This is a genomic window from Robertkochia flava (assembly GCF_020166515.1).
GTDB classification, from domain to species: Bacteria; Bacteroidota; Bacteroidia; order Flavobacteriales; family Flavobacteriaceae; genus Robertkochia; species Robertkochia flava.
This window is the reverse complement of sequence record NZ_JAINZT010000002.1, coordinates 927993-943697: the sequence shown is the minus strand read 5'-3', so window position 1 is coordinate 943697 and position 15705 is coordinate 927993. Positions and strand designations below refer to the sequence as shown.

14 protein-coding genes are annotated in these 15705 nt (G+C 46.6%); 9 read left to right on the top strand and 5 right to left on the bottom strand.

What is annotated here, in order from left to right; genetic code table 11:
• Positions 1-135: 135 nt before the first annotated feature.
• Positions 136-1152 (bottom strand): GTPase ObgE, encoded by a 1017-nt coding sequence (gene obgE / locus K7R11_RS04595; protein WP_224489014.1) that lies wholly within the window; start codon positions 1150-1152, stop codon positions 136-138.
• 38 nt (positions 1153-1190) lie between these two features.
• Complete coding sequence (locus K7R11_RS04590; protein WP_224489012.1) at positions 1191-2315, bottom strand: adenylate kinase; 1125 nt, start codon at positions 2313-2315, stop codon at positions 1191-1193.
• A 146-nt stretch (positions 2316-2461) separates the two neighbouring features.
• Between K7R11_RS04590 and K7R11_RS04585 the strand changes: the two genes are divergently transcribed.
• From K7R11_RS04585 to K7R11_RS04575, 3 genes are all read left to right on the top strand, one after another.
• The gene (locus K7R11_RS04585) at positions 2462-3619 is read left to right on the top strand and encodes a 5-(carboxyamino)imidazole ribonucleotide synthase (RefSeq protein ID WP_224489011.1); all 1158 of its coding nucleotides are present in this window, start codon (positions 2462-2464) and stop codon (positions 3617-3619) included.
• Between the two features lie 10 nt (positions 3620-3629).
• Entirely contained in the window at positions 3630-4115 is a 486-nt protein-coding gene (gene purE / locus K7R11_RS04580) for a 5-(carboxyamino)imidazole ribonucleotide mutase (protein ID WP_224489010.1), read from the top strand.
• Between the two features lie 81 nt (positions 4116-4196).
• On the top strand, positions 4197-6230 hold the full coding sequence (locus K7R11_RS04575) for a M3 family metallopeptidase (protein WP_224489009.1): 2034 nt from the start codon (positions 4197-4199) through the stop codon (positions 6228-6230).
• Between the two features lie 28 nt (positions 6231-6258).
• Here K7R11_RS04575 and K7R11_RS04570 read toward each other — a convergent pair whose 3' ends face one another.
• Entirely contained in the window at positions 6259-6621 is a 363-nt protein-coding gene (locus K7R11_RS04570) for a rhodanese-like domain-containing protein (RefSeq protein WP_224489008.1), read from the bottom strand.
• Between the two features lie 81 nt (positions 6622-6702).
• Between K7R11_RS04570 and K7R11_RS04565 the strand changes: the two genes are divergently transcribed.
• Both K7R11_RS04565 and K7R11_RS04560 read left to right on the top strand, forming a co-directional pair.
• Positions 6703-7254 carry a sigma-70 family RNA polymerase sigma factor gene (locus K7R11_RS04565; RefSeq protein WP_224489007.1) on the top strand — a complete coding sequence of 184 codons (552 nt, stop codon included), beginning with the start codon at positions 6703-6705 and terminating at the stop codon, positions 7252-7254.
• Positions 7255-7287: 33 nt separating this feature from the next.
• The gene (locus tag K7R11_RS04560) at positions 7288-7518 is read left to right on the top strand and encodes a hypothetical protein (RefSeq protein WP_224489006.1); all 231 of its coding nucleotides are present in this window, start codon (positions 7288-7290) and stop codon (positions 7516-7518) included.
• On the opposite strand, the gene K7R11_RS04555 is transcribed toward K7R11_RS04560, so the two are convergent.
• Positions 7515-8297 (bottom strand): UbiA prenyltransferase family protein, encoded by a 783-nt coding sequence (locus K7R11_RS04555; protein ID WP_224489005.1) that lies wholly within the window; start codon positions 8295-8297, stop codon positions 7515-7517. The genes K7R11_RS04560 and K7R11_RS04555 overlap by 4 nt on opposite strands.
• Positions 8298-8470: 173 nt before the next feature.
• Here K7R11_RS04555 and gcvP point away from each other — a divergent pair, with 173 nt between their 5' ends.
• From gcvP to K7R11_RS04535, 4 genes are all read left to right on the top strand, one after another.
• Positions 8471-11323 (top strand): aminomethyl-transferring glycine dehydrogenase, encoded by a 2853-nt coding sequence (gcvP, locus tag K7R11_RS04550; RefSeq protein ID WP_224489003.1) that lies wholly within the window; start codon positions 8471-8473, stop codon positions 11321-11323.
• A gap of 162 nt (positions 11324-11485) precedes the next feature.
• A complete protein-coding gene (locus K7R11_RS04545; protein ID WP_224489001.1) occupies positions 11486-12544 on the top strand; it encodes a 3-oxoacyl-ACP synthase III family protein in 1059 nt (352 codons plus the stop codon).
• 70 nt (positions 12545-12614) lie between these two features.
• The gene (locus K7R11_RS04540) at positions 12615-13148 is read left to right on the top strand and encodes a methyltransferase (protein ID WP_224488999.1); all 534 of its coding nucleotides are present in this window, start codon (positions 12615-12617) and stop codon (positions 13146-13148) included.
• Positions 13138-14004: a glycosyltransferase family 2 protein gene (locus tag K7R11_RS04535; protein WP_224488997.1), complete on the top strand. Its 867-nt coding sequence runs from the start codon at positions 13138-13140 to the stop codon at positions 14002-14004. The genes K7R11_RS04540 and K7R11_RS04535 overlap by 11 nt, the downstream gene beginning before the upstream one ends.
• Before the next feature lie 4 nt (positions 14005-14008).
• Here the strand turns inward: K7R11_RS04535 and pafA are convergent, their stop codons facing one another.
• A complete protein-coding gene (pafA, locus tag K7R11_RS04530; RefSeq protein WP_224488995.1) occupies positions 14009-15658 on the bottom strand; it encodes an alkaline phosphatase PafA in 1650 nt (549 codons plus the stop codon).
• Positions 15659-15705: the final 47 nt, after the last annotated feature.

Sequence of the window (15705 nt, the reverse complement as noted above, 5' to 3'; positions counted from 1 at the left end):
AAACGGAGGGCAGGACCTTACTTTACCGAGTAAATGTAAGGATCAAAGCCATGGGAACCCGGAAGCAAACATCTCGCTTGAAGAGGCTTTCGAGTAAGGGTAAAAATAAGTTTATCGAGGGGTTACCACCGTTTCTCAGGTTAGCTCCGGTTGCTCGTTGAGCATTTCCCAAAGACGGTCTTTTAATACCTGAATGCCTTGCCCGGCTACAGAGGAGATAAAAACAAAATCGAGATCCGTCAGTTGCGACTTCAACTCGGCTTCCATTTCCCTTTTCAGCTCCTCGTCAAGCATATCCGCTTTTGAAATGGCAAGCAACCGCTGTTTATCGAGAAGTTCAGGATTATACTTTTTAAGCTCATTCAACAGGATCCCGTATTCCTTAACGATATCCTTGCTATCGGCAGGGATCAGAAAAAGCAGGGTAGAGTTACGCTCTATATGACGGAGAAAATAATGTCCCAGACCTTTCCCTTCGGCTGCACCTTCGATTATTCCGGGAATATCCGCTATTACAAACGATTTAAAATCCCGGTATTGAACGATCCCCAGGTTGGGCTTGAGGGTGGTAAATTCGTAATCCGCGATTTTAGGCTTGGCCGAAGTAATTACCGAAAGCAGGGTAGATTTACCCGCATTGGGAAACCCAACAAGACCAACGTCTGCCAGCACCTTAAGTTCGAAAGTAACATTGCGCTCCTCGCCGGGTATTCCGGGTTGAGCATATCTCGGTGTTTGATTGGTAGAGGTCTTAAAGTGCCAGTTCCCTCTTCCGCCTTTTCCGCCTTCAAGCAACACTTTCTCCTCCCCGTCGGTAGTGATCTCGAGGATCTTCTCCCCGGTATCGGTGTCTTTCACTACGGTACCCAGGGGTACTTCCAGGTACACGTCCTGCCCATCGGCTCCTGTGCTGCGCTGCTTTCCTCCGGCTTCCCCATGACCTGCCTTGAAATGCCTTTTGAACTTAAAATGAAAAAGGGTCCATAGGTTTTTATTACCCCTAAGAATAACATGACCTCCACGACCACCATCTCCGCCGTCAGGACCTCCCTTGGCGACATATTTTTCCCGGTGAAGATGGGTAGATCCCTTGCCCCCGTCTCCGGAAGAAATAAACAGTTTTACGTAATCAACAAAATTTCCCTCGGTCATGTTATCAGTCGTATGTTATCAGGATAAAGGCCCGGTTATCAGGCCTCTTCCTTTTTATATAAAGTATCGATCACTGCACTCAGACGGTCGGTGATCTCTGTAATACTTCCTATTCCATTTACATTGTGCAGCTTATCCTGTTCGTTGTAATACTCCAGAACCGGGGCTGTTTTTTCATTGTATTCTTCAAATCGATTGCGGATCTTGTTCTCATCCTGATCATCTGTCCGGCCGCTAACCTTCCCGCGTTCGAGCAATCTTTCGATAAGCACTTCATCATTGGCTTCCAGGGCAATGGTTGCATGGATCTTCATCGTCTTTGAATCCATTAATTCATCCAGCGCTTCGGCCTGAGCCCTTGTTCGCGGAAAGCCGTCAAAGATAAAACCATTGGCCTCGGGATTTTTCTCGACCTCATCCCTAAGCATATTAATGGTAACCTCATCGGGCACCAACTCTCCTTTGTCGATGTAAGATTTGGCAAGTTTACCCAACTCGGTCCCGTTCTTGATATTATAGCGGAAGACATCTCCGGTGGAGATATGTTTTAAATCGTATTTTTCCTTTAAGAAATTTGCCTGGGTACCCTTTCCTGCACCCGGTTTTCCAAATAGTACTAAATTGATCATAGGTTTGTCATTTATTTGATATACTTCAGGTAAGTTGCGACCAAGCTCATTATAATCCAAACCATACCCAACGATGAACCGATCCGGTATGGTTATACCCACATAATCGATACGATACTCTCCGTTATACGCTTCCGGTTTGTAGAACATCCCTGCGATCCTGAACCGTTTTACGTTGATCTCTGAGAACATCAGCACCAGTTCTTTAACGGTATTTCCCGTATCGATCACATCTTCAAGGATCACCACACTTCTTCCCTCCACCCCTTCCGGAACATCCAGCAGGGTTTCCACGATTCCGGTAGATGATAAACCGCGGTAGGAGCTCAGTTTAACAAAGCTCACTTCACACGGGCCGTCATAGGCCTTCAGAAAATCGGACGCAAACATAAAAGCCCCGTTAAGGACCCCTATAAAAATAGGCACTTCATCCTTGAAATCGGCCCTGACCTGTTTTGCCATTTTTGCAATAGCTTCCTGGATCTCTCCGGCAGAAATAAAGGGTTTGAAATATTTATCGTGAAGCTTGATCACTTATCTTGAAATTGTAAAGGTGCAAAGATAATATATTGAATGTTCTATGCGGTCGAAATTGGCTCAAATTCATCTCCTTTTTGATAATTAACCGTATTTTTGCCTCACTTATTGACTAAAACACGATCTCTGTAACACTAAATTTAATGAATTATTTTTCTTCTGATTTCAAGCTCGGAATTCTGGGCGGCGGACAATTAGGGAAGATGCTTTTATACGAAACCCGACGTCTGGATATCTATACTGTAGTAATGGATCCCAGCGCTGAAGCACCCTGTAAGATCGCGTGTAACGAATTTATCCAGGGCGACCTGATGGATTTTGATTCCGTATATCAATTCGGAAAAAAGGTAGACGTACTCACCATCGAGATTGAAAACGTAAATGTAGAGGCCCTGGAGAAACTGGAGAAGGAAGGGCTTAAGGTGTACCCCTCTCCAAAAACCCTGAAACGCATTCAGAATAAGGGAGTGCAAAAACTTTTTTATACAGACCATAATATTCCCACAGCCCCCTTCAGACGATTTGCTTATGCCGCAGAGATCGAAACCGCAGTATCAAATAATTCGCTAAGCTTTCCATTTGTATGGAAAAGTGCACGATTTGGTTATGACGGACAAGGGGTTAAGGTGGTACGCACCTGGTCTGACCTGACGGGACTGCCTGCTCAGGAGTGCATTGCAGAAGAAATGATTCCCTTTAAAAATGAACTGGCGGTTATCGTTGCCCGCGATATCCATGGCAACGTAAAGACCTACCCGGTCGTGGAAATGGAGTTTCATCCCGAGGCCAACCAGGTCGAATACGTGATCTGCCCGGCGCGAATCGATGAAAAAGTAGCCAAAAAGGCACAGCTCGTTGCCCTCAGGGTATCTCAGGCCTTTGAACATGTAGGACTGCTGGCGGTAGAAATGTTTCAGACCCAGGACGATGAGATCCTCGTGAATGAGGTAGCACCAAGACCACACAACAGCGGTCACTACAGCATTGAAGCGAGCTACACCAACCAGTTCGAACAACACCTCAGAGCCATTCTCGGCCTGCCGTTGGGAAAAACCGACAGCATGGTCGCCGGAGTTATGGTGAACCTGGTTGGCGAGGAAGGCTATGAAGGACCGGTTACCTATAAGAACATTGAAGAGATCATGGCACTTGAAGGGGTAAATCCACATATTTACGGAAAAAAACTAACCCGTCCGTTTCGTAAAATGGGACATGTCACTATTGTAGACAAGGATATGAATGCTGCCAGGACTATGGCTGCCAGGGTTAAACGAACCATTAAAGTAATCAGCGAAGCATAAAAACAGAAAAATGGCAAAAGTAGCTATCATCATGGGCAGCACCAGCGACCTGCCGGTCATGCAACAGGCAATAGATGTCCTGGCAGAACTGAACATCCCCACAGAAGTAGATATCGTTTCGGCCCACAGAACCCCGGAAAAAATGTTCGATTTCGGAAAACAGGCACACCAACGCGGAATCCAGGCGATCATTGCCGGTGCCGGAGGTGCGGCCCACCTTCCGGGCATGGTGGCATCCCTGTCTCCCCTTCCTGTGATCGGAGTACCTGTAAAAAGCAGCAACTCTATAGACGGATGGGACTCGGTACTTTCCATACTGCAAATGCCCGGCGGAGTGCCTGTGGCAACCGTAGCGCTTAACGGCGCTAAAAATGCGGGAATCCTCGCTGCCCAGATCATCGGGGCATCAGACCCGGAGGTTTTACAACGCATTATTGACTACAAGGAAGGCCTGAAAGAAAAAGTCATAAAAGGCGCTCAAGATTTAAAAAAATAGGTTCCCGAGAGCCTATTTTTTTTATTTCCGCCCTTTTGTATCTTCCCCTCTTCTGAATGCATTGATGAAAAATAAAAAGCTATGAATATTCTTAACAGACCGTTCAACACACCATACCACACCCCTCCTTTCTCAAAAATTAAAACCCCGATGTATGGGGAAGCCATTCTTGAGGAAATCGAGAAAACAAAAAAAGAGATCCAGGCCATCGCCGAAAATCCGGAAAATCCTGATTTCAAAAATACGATCGAGGCTCTGGAATACAGCGGAGAACAACTGGAAGTGATCACCTCCATATTCTTTAACCTGAACAATGCAGAGACCAATAAAGAGATGCAGCAACTTGCTCAGGAAATTTCTCCGGCACTTTCAGAATTTGCCAATGACATCCGCCTGAACGAGAAACTGTTCGAAAGGGTCAAAGCCGTTTACGAATCCAGGGCAGCTCTTGACCTGACCCCGGAACAAAGCATGTTGCTGGAAAAAAAATACAAGAGTTTTTCCCGGAATGGAGCCAATCTTCCCGAAGAGAAAAAAAAGGAACTCCGGGCCATCGACAAGGAACTTTCAAAACTATCCCTGAAATTCGGGGAGAACGATCTGGCTGAAACCAACAGCTACGAGCTGCACATCACAGCGGAAAAAGATCTTGAAGGCTTGCCTGATTTTGCCCTGGAAGCCGCTGAAGAAGAGGCAAAAAACCGCGATAAAGAAGGATGGGTTTTTACCCTGAACTACCCCAGCTATATTCCTTTTATGACCTACGCCAAAAACAGGGAACTTCGCAAAAAGATGCATCTTGCCTTTGGCAGTAAAGGATTTCAGGAGAATGATCACAACAATACGGAAATCATCCTGCGTATAGTGAACCTCAGGCACCAGAGGGCACAACTTCTCGGCTACAAAAGCCATGCGCACTTTATCCTGGAAGAACGTATGGCAAAAACTCCGGAAGAGGTCAATCACTTCCTGGAAGAGCTCCTTGAGAAAGCCCGACCTGCAGCAAAAAGAGAATTTTCACAACTGTCTTCTTTTGCCAGGGAAACAGACGGCATAGACCATTTGGAAAAATGGGATGGGGCTTATTACACCGAAAAGCTGAAACAAAAGCTTTTTGACCTGGATGATGAAAAACTAAAACCCTATTTTAAGCTGGAGCATGTCATTGATGGAGTTTTCGCCATAGCCGAAAAACTATTCGGCCTGCGTTTTGTGCCTGCTGAGGATATCGAGAAATACCATGAGGATGTAAGAACGTATAAAGTAACTGACCATGAAAACCAATTGGTTGCCGTTTTCTATGCCGACTTCCACCCGAGAAAAGGAAAGCGCAATGGCGCATGGATGACCTCTTACAAACCCCAGTACATAAAGAACGAAGAAAACTCAAGACCACATATTTCCATTGTTTGCAACTTCACCAAACCTACGGGAACCACGCCATCGCTCCTCACCTTTAATGAGGTTACCACTTTGTTCCACGAGTTCGGACACGCCCTGCACGGCATGCTTGCTAACACCACCTACCCCAGCCTGAGCGGCACCAGCGTATATTGGGATTTCGTGGAATTGCCCAGCCAGGTCCTGGAAAACTGGTGCTACGAGAAGGCGGCCCTTGAATTGTTTGCAAAGCATTACAAAACAGGCGAGATGATCCCTATGGAGTACATTACAAAGATTAAGGAAAGCTCTACCTTTATGGAAGGCATGCAAACCCTGCGGCAAATAAGTTTCGGACTACTGGACATGAGCTGGCATGAAAAAGACCCGGCCAACATCACCGAAGTAAAAGCACATGAGCGCGAAGTCTTTAAAAGAACAGACCTTTACCCCGACCGTCCGGAAACCTGCATGAGCACGGCTTTCTCCCATATTTTCCAGGGAGGGTATTCTGCGGGATATTACAGCTATAAATGGGCAGAAGTTCTGGACGCAGACGCCTTCGAACTCTTTCTTGAAAAAGGGATCTTTGACAGGGATACAGCAAAAAGTTTTAAAGAGCACATCCTCTCCCAGGGAGGCACGCAGGACCCCATGGTTCTCTATAAGCGCTTCAGGGGCAAGGACCCCCAGCCAGATGCCTTACTGCGAAGAGCAGGCCTGCTGGAGAAATAAAAAAGAACCCCGCAAATGCGGGGTTTTTTTATTGTTCATTCTTTGCGGCATCCCAGGCAAGATACCCCCCTTCAAGGTTATACACTTTCTTATAACCAAGAGAATCGAGAATTTCAGCAGCCCGGGCACTTCTTCTGCCGGACCTGCAGTATAACAGGACATTTCTGTTTTTTCTGATCCCTGAAACTTCGTTTATAAATTCCTCCGATTTAACATCGATATTCAATGCCCCCGGAAGATGCCCCTCTTCAAATTCCACCGGAGTGCGAACATCCACCAAAACCCCTCTTTCAAGAAGCTTTTCGGGAACTTCAGTTATGGAAATATTCTTCACCTGAGCACTTAACCCGGTAATTGTCATGACAAACAGCAATAAAAACAACCTTTGCATTTGATGATTTGTTTTGGATTCCTGTAAATTTACAAATTCATATGTTAAGGTGAATGCTTTAACAGCCGGTAAAAACTGAACATGGGTAAAGAAAAACTCGATCCATCCAAATGGGTAGACAGCTATGCAGACTACCTTTACAACTACACCCTCTCCAAGGTGAGCGATCAGGTACTTGCTGAAGACCTGGTTCAGGAAACCTTTCTTGCAGGTCTGAAATCGGCTTCCGGGTTTAAGGGAGACGCGTCAGAACGTACCTGGCTCATCTCTATCCTCAAAAGAAAGATCATCGACCATTACCGCCGATCCAATTCCCGTAAAGGCAAGGCCGAGGTGAAAATCAATTATCACAATAACGAGCAGGAGGGCGACTGGCTGGAAGAACGGGCTGCAGATCACCGAAGAGGCAATATCGAAGACGAGATGCAAAATGAGGAGCTGGGCATGGCCATTGAAGAATGCATCTCGAAATTACCGGAAAAACAGGCGCTCATCTTCAGAATGAAGACGATAGAAGGGATGCAAACCGAAGATATCTGTAAAGAACTCAATATTACCCCGTCTAATCTTTGGGTGATCATCCACAGGGCCAGAACCGCCCTGATGAGCTGTTTAGAAAAAAATTGGTTTTAATAACAAATAACAACCTAATCAAAAATAGAGCATATGCTAATAGATTGTGAACACGCGGCAGAGATCTGCAATAAAGCTCAGTATGGAGAGGCCGGTTCCTGGCAGATTGTTCAACTTAAAATACACCACATATATTGTGGGCAATGCCGGAATCACGCCAGCAAAAATGGAAAACTAACCCAGCTGTGCACCAAAGCCGATCTGAAATGCATGGATCCGGAAAAGAAAAAGAAGATCAAGGAAAAGCTGGAATCTCAGACCTAAAAAAGCACCAACAACCCCAGCCAGACCAAAGGCAGGCTCTCCACCATTAATCCACTGTAATACCTGTGCTGGGAACGACTTGCCCCATAGAGCATAATTGCAGCCATCAACACCAGTACTCCTTCTGCCTCCCAATTCACTCCCCCGGGAGCAACCTCAAACACCACCCCCATTAACCAGAAACCCAACAGCAGGCAATACCCCAGCAACTTTGCCCCCCTTACTCCCAATTGTTGCGGAATGGTATACAATCCGGGCTGATCGAGGTTGAGATCCCTGATCTCAAAAGGAATGGTAATCGCCAAAATAAATACACCCCTCCTGAAGGTTTCAAATACCAGCTGACCATTAAGATCCACTCCTGCCTCCAGGGCAGGAAGCACCACCGTGGCAAGTGCCCAAACCAGGGCTACCACGTAAACCTTCAGCCCTCTCACATTCCTTATACTCCCCCTGAGCCGGTGAATCGGAAACACGTAAAAGAAAACCAACATCCCGATGACCGCCGTACAAACCAGTCCGGGAAGGGTGAAAAAGCGAAGAAAATACAGGGCCGCAATAAAACTTAAAGCACTGAACCCCTGCATGTTTTTAAGGTAAGCACCTTTGACCGAAATAAAATTATCTGCCAGGGGAGCATATTTAATAAAATTATACCCCACCACAGACCCAAAAAACAGGCAAGCCACAAGATAACCGGGTGGAACAAATTGAAAATATAAGCCAGAGACATAACAGAGTACAGCGACCGACAGGGCCACATGCATACTACTGTTCATATAGAGGTCCAGTATTTTTTTTAATACGTTCAATTTACGCGTCTAAACCCGGCATTTTATTCTGTTAACCAGGCGTTAAAAGTTTCGTTAAAGCCCACTCAAAAGTACTTTTTAAAACCAATTAAATCCGTACTTTTGCGCAAAATAAAATAACACATTTTTAGTCACTTATAATGAGAACAGATTCTTTTGCTATACGCCACATTGGCCCGAAAAAAGAAGATCTTTCAAAAATGCTGGAAACGGTAGGTGTAAACGATATCGACCAGTTAATCTACGAAACCTTCCCCGATGGTATCAGGCTTAAAAATGAACTCGAGCTTCCTGAAGCCCTGTCGGAATATGAGTACCTTTCGCACATCCAGGAACTCGGGAATAAGAATCAGGTTTTCAGGTCCTTTATTGGATTGGGATACCACGAATCTATCCTACCCTCTGTGATCAAGAGAAATATCCTGGAAAATCCGGGATGGTATACGGCCTATACCCCATACCAGGCAGAGATCGCCCAGGGACGTCTGGAAGCCTTATTGAATTTCCAAACCACGGTAAGCGACCTCACCGGAATGGAGATCGCCAATGCCTCCCTCCTGGACGAGGGAACGGCTGCAGCAGAAGCCATGACCATGCTCTTCAGCTCCAGAAGCAGAGAGCAAAAGAAAAATAATGTGGTCAGGTTCTTTGTATCTGAAGAAGTACTGCCACAAACTTTATCGGTGCTGCAGACCAGAGCGCTGCCACTGGGTATCGAACTCATTATGGGTGATCACAGCGAAGTGGAACTGGACGAAACCTATTACGGGGCGCTTTTACAATATCCCGGAAAGAGCGGAGAGGTATTCGACTACAAAGCCTTTACAGCTCAGGCTAACGAAAAGGACATCAAAGTTGCCGTTGCAGCTGACATCCTCAGCCTGGTCTCACTGACTCCTCCAGGAGAATGGGGAGCAGAGGTTGTGGTAGGTACCACCCAGCGATTTGGTATCCCTTTAGGATACGGAGGCCCGCACGCAGCGTTTTTCGCTACCAAAGAAGCTTATAAAAGAAATCTTCCCGGAAGAATCATTGGAGTTACCAGGGATACAGACGGGAATTTCGCCTTAAGGATGGCCCTTCAAACCAGGGAACAACACATCAAAAGAGATAAAGCCACCTCGAATATCTGTACCGCACAGGTATTGCTCGCAGTAATGGCTGGAATGTACGCCGTTTACCACGGTCCGGAAGGACTTAAGTACATCGCCAACAAAGTTCACCATGCTGCCCACACGCTTTCCAATGCACTGGAACAACTGGGCTATGAGCAGCAAAACCAATCTTATTTCGACACGATCAGGGTTAAGGCCGACGCTAAAAGTGTTAAAGACATAGCCGAACTCCAGAAGATCAATTTCTTCTATCCTGATGAAACTACAGTTTCCATTGCACTGAACGAAACCATTTCAGTAAAGGATCTCAACGCCATCGTTCAGATCTTTGCAGATGCTGCAGGGAAAAACACGATCACGATTGACAGCATCACACCTCAGGGTGTTATACCCGAATCGCTGGCCCGTACCAGCGCATTCCTGGAAAATGCTGTATTTAATTCTTATCATTCGGAGACCGAGCTCATGCGTTACATCAAAAAGCTGGAACGCAAGGACCTTTCCCTGAATCACTCCATGATCTCTTTAGGATCCTGTACCATGAAGCTCAACGCGGCTTCTGAAATGCTGCCGTTAAGCAACCCGCAATGGGGCAACATCCACCCTTTTGCCCCGGTGGAACAGGCTGCAGGATACCAGGAAGTACTGAAAGAACTGGAGCACCAATTAAACGTAATCACCGGATTTCAGGGCACTTCCCTGCAGCCCAATTCAGGAGCCCAGGGTGAATATGCCGGACTGATGGTGATCATGGCCTACCACCATTCAAGAGGCGAGGGACACCGCAACATATGCCTTATCCCCGCTTCTGCTCACGGTACCAATCCAGCCTCTGCAGTGATGGCCGGAATGAAAGTGGTGGTTACCAAAACAGATGAAAAAGGAAATATTGACGTTGACGACCTGAAGGAAAAGGCCGAGAAATACAAGGATGAGCTTGCCGCACTAATGGTAACCTATCCATCCACTCACGGAGTTTTCGAATCGTCCATCAAAGAGATCACCCAGCTCATTCACGATAATGGCGGACAGGTTTATATGGACGGGGCAAACATGAATGCACAGGTTGGACTTACCAACCCGGCCACCATTGGTGCCGATGTTTGTCTCCTGAACCTTCACAAAACCTTCGCCATCCCTCACGGAGGCGGTGGTCCGGGAGTAGGCCCGATTTGTGTTGCCGGTCACCTTACAGAGTTTTTACCTTCCAACCCGGTGATCACCACAGGAGGAAAGGATGCTATCACTGCGATTTCTGCAGCCCCATGGGGTAGCGCCCTGGTATGCCTTATCTCTTATGGATATATCAAGATGCTGGGACAGCAAGGTCTGAGAAAGGCTACTGAGATGGCCATTCTTAATGCCAACTATATCAAAAGCAAACTGGAAGGTCATTACCAGATCCTGTATACAGGAGAATGCGGCAGAGCAGCTCACGAGCTGATCATAGACTGCAGACCTTTCAAAGCCAATGGCATTGAGGTTTCTGACATTGCTAAGCGACTTATGGATTACGGATTCCATGCACCTACGGTTTCATTCCCTGTTGCGGGAACCATGATGATCGAACCTACAGAAAGTGAAAGTCTTACCGAGCTGGACCGCTTCTGCAGCGCTATGATCGCCATTCGCGAAGAGATCGGGGAGGCTACGGAAGACGAACCTAATAACGTTCTGAAGAATGCGCCACACACCATGAAAATGGTAACGGCCTCGGAATGGAACTTCCCATACAGCCGGGAAAAAGCAGCATACCCTCTGCCTTATGTTTCAGATAATAAATTCTGGCCAAGCGTAAGAAGGGTTGATGAAGCTTATGGAGATCGTAATCTGATGTGTACCTGCGCTCCTATTGAGGAGTATGCAGAAGCGCTATAATACCTTGAAAGCACAGGCTTTACTGAGCCTCCGGAGATTCCGGAGGCTTTTTTATTCCCACGGGTTTCACCTTGCACCATCATTTGGACATCGTAGGTATTTTTTGTACCTATAGCCCGGTAACGCGATCTTTCATTAGATTGCCATAAATTTTAAGACCTCATGAATACCAGGATAACAGGAACAGGATGCTATATACCTTCTCATGTTGAGACCAATGACGAATTCTCACAACATGAATTCCTCAATGCAGACGGAAGTGAATTCAAACAATCCAATGATATTATTATCAAGAAATTCGTTTCCATTACAGGGATCGGAGAACGGAGGTACGTAACCCCGGAATATAAAACTTCAGACATCGCGTATTTCGCAGCCGAGCGCGCCATAGACAACGCCAGAATAGACAAGGAAACCCTTGACTACATTATCGTTGCCCATAATTTTGGAGATGTTGCCCATGGCACTACCCAGGGCGATACCTTGCCCAGCCTTGCTGCGAGGGTAAAGCATAAACTCGAGATAAAAAACCCGAAATGTGTGGCCTACGACCTGCTTTTCGGATGTCCCGGATGGCTGGAAGGCCTTATCCAGGCACAGGCTTTTATAAAGGCCGGGCTGGCTAAGCGTTGCCTGGTGATCGGCGCAGAAACTCTTTCCAGGGTAACTGACAAACACGACCGGGACTCCATGATCTATTCTGACGGTGCCGGAGCTACTGTGGTGGAAGCCTCAGAGGGCACCAGCGGGGTGCTTGCCCATGAATCTGCTTCATACACAGAAGAAGAAGCCTACTATCTTTTCTTCGGAAAGTCTTATAAACAAGGTATTGATGAGGAAACCCGCTATATCAAGATGCACGGAAGAAAGATCTATGAATTTGCGATCACCCATGTTCCGCAAGCCATGAAGTCTTGTTTTGACAAAACCGGGCTCGATATTAAAAAACTTAAGAAGATATTTATCCATCAGGCTAACGAAAAAATGGACGAGGCCATCGTACAGCGATTCTATCAGCTTTATGGTCAGGAAGCACCCAAGGATGTGATGCCTATGAACATCGCTAAACTGGGAAACAGTTCGGTAGCCACCATACCCACCCTTTTTGATATGGTAAAAAGAGGGGAACTCTTAGGGCATGAGATCCAAAAAGGCGATCACATCATGTTTGCCAGCGTAGGCGCAGGAATGAACATCAATGCCCTGGTATACCAACTATAGTAGATTTGATCCTGCTATCTCTGGCATTATAGGCACAATTGTTTATATATTTGAAGCCTAATCACAGCACATGTACGAGCACACCTATCCGGAGAAAAGATACCGGATCACCCTGGATTTCCTGAAAAGTGTTGCCCCTGAAGGCACCCGGATCCTTGATCTTGGAATAAAAAATCCATTTGGAGAGATCATGAAAAAAGAAGGGTTCCTGGTAGAGAACACCGGAGGAGAAGACCTGGACGAAGACCGGAACAGCCTTTCAAGATCTGATGCCGAACTGGTAACAGCCCTGGAGATCTTTGAGCATTTACTCTCTCCCTACGAGGTCCTGAAATCGATCAAAGCCGATAAAATCGTCGCCTCGATTCCGCTCCGGCTATGGTTTTCCAATGCATACCGTAGTAAAACAGACCCCTGGGACCGGCATTACCATGAATTTGAGGAATGGCAATTTGACTGGCTTCTCGAAAAAACAGGATGGGAAATCAAGAAAAGAAAGCGCTGGACCCATCCCGTAAAAAAGATTGGATTTCGCCCCTTATTGCGACTGTTTACCCCGCGTTATTATATGGTCTATGCCGAAAGAGTGAACCATGGACAATAACCTTAAGTACAGCGTAATCATTCCGGCTCATAATGAGGAGCAGTATCTCAGGCTAACCCTTAATTCCCTTCTGGAACAAACCGTACTACCCCAGGAGGTCATTGTGGTAGACGACAATTCCAGTGATAATACCCCGGCTATTATCTGTGAGTTTTCAGAAAAGCATCCGATAATAAAACCTGTCCGGAGAACTTCAGCCAATCAACACCTTCCCGGCAGCAAGGTGGTTGGAACCTTTAACGAAGGACTGCCCTTGCTCAGTAAAGCATATGATGTGATCGTGAAGCTGGACGCCGACCTCATACTGCCTCCGGATTATTTTCAAACGATCCTTCGGGTATTTCAGGAACATCCTGAGGCCGGAATCGCAGGAGGTTTTGCCTGGGAACAGGACACGCATGGAGCGTGGAGACTTAACCACCCTATGAATACAGACCATGTACGAGGCGCATTTAAAAGTTACTCCAGGGCGTGTTTTACTAAGATCGGCGGATTACGCACCGCTATGGGATGGGATACCGTTGATGAGCTCCTGGCCCGGTATTACGGGTTCAGCGTGATCACTATTCCGGAATTAAAAGTAAAGCACCTCCGACCTACGGGCAAATCCTACAACCCAAGGGCTAAGCGACTGCAGGGAGAAGCCATGTACCTGATGCGTTATGGCTGGATACTTGCGGCAATCGCTTCCCTGAAAATGGCCGTAAAACAAGGTAAGTATCAAACCTTTATCCACAACCTGCAAGGCTTCGCAGGCGCCCGAAAAAAAAGCCTCCCTCCTATAGTAAATCAGGAAGAAGGCCGTTTTATCAGAACGTATCGCTGGAAAGGCATCCGATCAAAATTGCCTTTCTAAGCATTTATTCATTTATCTTATATGCTTCGCTGCGCACCGCTCCCTTTACCCCATTAGGAAAAGGAATTCCCAGCAGGGAAGAAATGGTTGGCGCGATATCAGGAATTACGGTTTTATCTGAAGTATACCCCTGGCGAATCCCTTTCCCATAAAGCAGAAACGGCACATGCGTATCGTACACATAGGCCGTACCATGAGAGGTGCCACCTTTAACATAACCGGTAGAAAGCAACCCCGGACTAAATACGACAAAGATATCACCCGAAAGCTTCGCATTGTATCCATTCTGAACCAACTCGGCTATTCCGGTTTTAAGATCGCCTGAACGCAACATATCCACAGTAAACACCTTTTCTACCTGGTCATAGGTCAGTAAATGGTCGGCCAGGATACGACGAACTTTTTCCTTATCCAGCTCCATCGAATCCAGAACACTGTGATTAAGGTATACCTGCCCGTAACCTGAATACCTTAGGATACCAGCATTTCCGAAGCGTCGTTGAGCGAAATCATTCAGGCCATTGATCATCTCAGAGGTTTTGTAAAACCCTCCGGACATTTTGTGATCCTCCAGGTATCGCGGATTATACGATGCCCCGTGATCTGCAGTAAGAAAAACCAGGTATTCCCCCTTACCTACTTTCTCGTCCAGGGACTTCAGTAAACGCTCCAGGTCACGATCCAGACGCAGATAGGTATCTTCGGTTTCCATAGCCTTTACGCCATACCGATGGCCCACATAATCGGTACTGGAATAACTGATCGCCAAAAAGTCGGTCACATCATCCTCACCAAGGCCTTCCCCTTCCAGGGCAGCCAGGGCGAAGTCTGTAGTGATGTTATTTCCGAAAGGAGTAGATTTTATCATGTCAAACCCACCATTTTCTTCCCACAACCCCGGAAGATCGTGCGGAAATACCGGAGCTTTTTCCCCTTTAAACTTTTGCTCGTATGGGGTATCATCCGGATTACTGTTCACATAAGTATCCTTATCGTACAAGAGTTTCCATTTTTGCCTGTATGAGGAAGCGGTTTTGCTCTTATTGAATTTCTCTACCCAGCGAGGAAGTTCGTTCATGTAATACGTACTGCTCACCCATCTGCCTTCATCCTTTCCATGAAACCAGTAGGCCGTTCCTGTATATCCGGCAGGCAATACGGCCCCACGGTCTTTCAGGGCCACAGCGACCGTTATCCCTTTAAAATTATTGAAGATCCTGAGTTCGTCGGTCATGGTAGAGCGACGAAGACGATGCGGCGACATTTTTCCGGCATCACTCTCCGTTCCTACCGACGCTACTGCGGGATCTGCAACACAATACACCTCTGTATCGGTAAAAACATCAAACCACTCATTTCCGATGATGCCGTGCTCAGAAGGGGTACTGCCGGTATATACCGAGGTATGTCCCGGTCCGGTGGCCGTCGGAATATAATTAAAGTGATGATTCTTAAAGTTAAACCCTTGTTTTACCAGTCGCTTAAAGCCCCCTTCCCCATAGCGATCCCAGTAACGAGTGAGGTATTCATACCGCATCTGGTCAACAACAATACCCACCACCAGTTTCGGACGCTCGCCAGGGTAATCTTCCTGGGCCATGGCAGGAGAAATAAAAGTCAGCAGAAATACAAAAGAAAAAACCTGTTTCATCATAAATTTTAAAATTGGAAACCAAACTTACAATATAAATAACAATCGGA

Excerpts from the sequence above, each read along its gene's own strand:
- purE (WP_224489010.1), top strand. The coding sequence starts at position 3,630 with ATGGCAAAAGTAGCTATCATCATGGGCAGCACCAGCGACCTGCCGGTC.
- K7R11_RS04585 (WP_224489011.1), top strand. The coding sequence starts at position 2,462 with ATGAATTATTTTTCTTCTGATTTCAAGCTCGGAATTCTGGGCGGCGGA.
- K7R11_RS04570 (WP_224489008.1), bottom strand. The coding sequence starts at position 6,621 with ATGCAAAGGTTGTTTTTATTGCTGTTTGTCATGACAATTACCGGGTTA.
- gcvP (WP_224489003.1), top strand. The coding sequence starts at position 8,471 with ATGAGAACAGATTCTTTTGCTATACGCCACATTGGCCCGAAAAAAGAA.
- K7R11_RS04560 (WP_224489006.1), top strand. The coding sequence starts at position 7,288 with ATGCTAATAGATTGTGAACACGCGGCAGAGATCTGCAATAAAGCTCAG.
- obgE (WP_224489014.1), bottom strand. The coding sequence starts at position 1,152 with ATGACCGAGGGAAATTTTGTTGATTACGTAAAACTGTTTATTTCTTCC.
- K7R11_RS04535 (WP_224488997.1), top strand. The coding sequence starts at position 13,138 with ATGGACAATAACCTTAAGTACAGCGTAATCATTCCGGCTCATAATGAG.
- K7R11_RS04555 (WP_224489005.1), bottom strand. The coding sequence starts at position 8,297 with ATGAACAGTAGTATGCATGTGGCCCTGTCGGTCGCTGTACTCTGTTAT.
- K7R11_RS04545 (WP_224489001.1), top strand. The coding sequence starts at position 11,486 with ATGAATACCAGGATAACAGGAACAGGATGCTATATACCTTCTCATGTT.
- K7R11_RS04575 (WP_224489009.1), top strand. The coding sequence starts at position 4,197 with ATGAATATTCTTAACAGACCGTTCAACACACCATACCACACCCCTCCT.
- pafA (WP_224488995.1), bottom strand. The coding sequence starts at position 15,658 with ATGATGAAACAGGTTTTTTCTTTTGTATTTCTGCTGACTTTTATTTCT.
- K7R11_RS04540 (WP_224488999.1), top strand. The coding sequence starts at position 12,615 with ATGTACGAGCACACCTATCCGGAGAAAAGATACCGGATCACCCTGGAT.
- K7R11_RS04565 (WP_224489007.1), top strand. The coding sequence starts at position 6,703 with ATGGGTAAAGAAAAACTCGATCCATCCAAATGGGTAGACAGCTATGCA.